This window comes from Mesorhizobium sp. M2A.F.Ca.ET.067.02.1.1 (genome assembly GCF_004023285.1).
GTDB lineage: Bacteria > Pseudomonadota > Alphaproteobacteria > Rhizobiales > Rhizobiaceae > Mesorhizobium.
The window spans coordinates 1-1,861 of sequence record NZ_RZSB01000986.1 but is presented as its reverse complement, the minus strand read 5'-3'; the positions used below and the strand labels follow the sequence as shown (position 1 = coordinate 1,861).

General features: G+C 65.4%; 3 protein-coding genes. All 3 read left to right on the top strand.

Annotation, left to right across the window (positions count from 1 at the left end):
* Positions 1 to 820: FAD-binding oxidoreductase (locus EOA28_RS34520; RefSeq protein ID WP_148671058.1), on the top strand; the 820-nt coding region annotated here is incomplete at its 5' end.
* Entirely contained in the window at positions 817 to 1,551 is a 735-nt protein-coding gene (locus EOA28_RS34515) for a FadR/GntR family transcriptional regulator (RefSeq protein ID WP_126082454.1), read from the top strand. The genes EOA28_RS34520 and EOA28_RS34515, both read left to right, overlap by 4 nt.
* A 2-nt stretch (positions 1,552 to 1,553) precedes the next feature.
* Positions 1,554 to 1,861 (top strand): VOC family protein (locus tag EOA28_RS34510; RefSeq protein WP_245501670.1); only part of this gene is annotated, 308 nt, incomplete at its 3' end.

Here is a 1,861-nt window from a genome sequence, read left to right as displayed (position 1 = left end):
AGGCACGCTCGGCATCATCACCGGTGTCGAGGTCAAGCTGTTTCCGAAACCGGCGCGAACCGAGACCGCCTATCTCGGCCTTGCCTCGTTCGAGGCGGCCGTTGCGCTCTTCAACCAGGCGCGCCGCGATTGCTCGGACCTCGTCTCCGCTTTCGAGATCATCGGCGCCGAATGCATCGAGCTTGCCCGGCTGATCGACCCGGCGATGAGGGCGCCGGTCGGAGCGCCCGTCCACGTGCTGATCGAATTGTCATCCAGCGCGGCTATCGACCTCAACAGCTTGCTGGCCGGCGTCCTCGGCGATGCCATGGAAAATGGCCTGGTAACCGACGCGGTTCTCGCCGCGAGCACGACGCAGGCCAGGAGTTTTTGGGCGATCCGCGAAGGTCTGGTCGAAGGCCAGGCCAAGCGTGGCTATCATGTGCGCACCGACCTGTCGGTGAGGATTTCCGACATCCCCAGCCTCAGCGAAAGAGCCCGCCGCTTCGTCGCGAATGACCATCCCGGCTGGATCCCGCTCGCCTACGGCCACGCCGGTGACGGCAACATCCACTTCAACGTGCTGCCGCCGCTCGAACTCGCCGAGGATGAAGCCCGTGCCCGGGGCGCCGAAGTCATCGCCGGGCTCTATGAAATCGCCGTCGGTCTCGGCGGCTCGATCAGCGCGGAGCACGGCATCGGCCGCAGCCGCCGCAAGGAATTCTGGGCCGGGCTTTCGCCGGCGCATCGCCGCATGGTCGCGGCGCTGAAGAGCGCACTCGACCCCAAGGGCCTGATGAATCCCGGTTGCCTGTTGCCCGCGACGGAGACTTTTCCATGAAGCAGAGACTGGCCGCCATCGGCACTGTCGAGACATTGCCGCACCGGGTCGCTGCCTTCCTCAGCCGCGAGATCGAATCCGGCGAATTGAACCCCGGCGCGCGCCTGCCGACCGAGCAGGAATTGTCCGAAAAATTCGGCGTCAGCCGCAATGTCGTGCGCGAGGCGATCGCCCAGCTTCGCGCCGACGGCATGATCGAGGCGCGCCAAGGCATCGGCGCCTTCGTGCTGGCGCCCGAGCAGCGAGCAGCGATCCGCATCGACCGCGAGGCGCTCAAGGACACGCACAACATGGAGCGGCTGTTCGAGTTGCGCTGCATCCTCGAGGCCGAGTCGGCTGCGCTCGCCGCGGCGCGCCGCAATCAGGGCCATCTCGATTCGATCAAGGCTGCGCTCGACCGCATGGGCGGCGAGGAGCGTTGGGAAGAAGGCAGCATCGACGCCGACCTGCTCTTCCACCGCGAGATCGCGCGCGCCACCGGCAACAGCTACATCCACACCTTCATCTCGTTCGTCTGCGAGCAGATCCGCCACTCGATCCACTACGCGCGCATGACGAACCCGCTCCACGACCTCGTCGAGATCAATGTCGGCGAGCATGTGCGCATCTATGAGGCTCTAGTGGCGGGCGATCCGGCTGCGGCGGAGGCGGCGATGCGCACGCATATCGTCGGCGCCGCCAACCGCGTCGGCGTCAAGCTGCCGCTCTCGAAAGACACCGGAGCGAAATAGCCATGCCAGCAAGCGTCACGCGCATCTCCGACGTCTGCCTTCTGGTGGAAAACATCGAAAGGACGGTCGATTTCTATGTCGAGAAACTCGGCTTCCGCCTGCGCCGCCGAGCCGAAGGGTTTGCCGACTTCCATGGCGAGGGCGTGACGCTCGCCGCCTGGGAACTCGACCACATCAACCGCTATACCGGCGTGTCGAAGCTGCGATCGCCGAGCCATGCGCACAAGGTCTGCGTCGCGGTACAGCTCGACACGCCTGCCGATATCGACCGGCTGCATGGCGAATTGAGCGCCAAAGGCGTGCCTTTCTA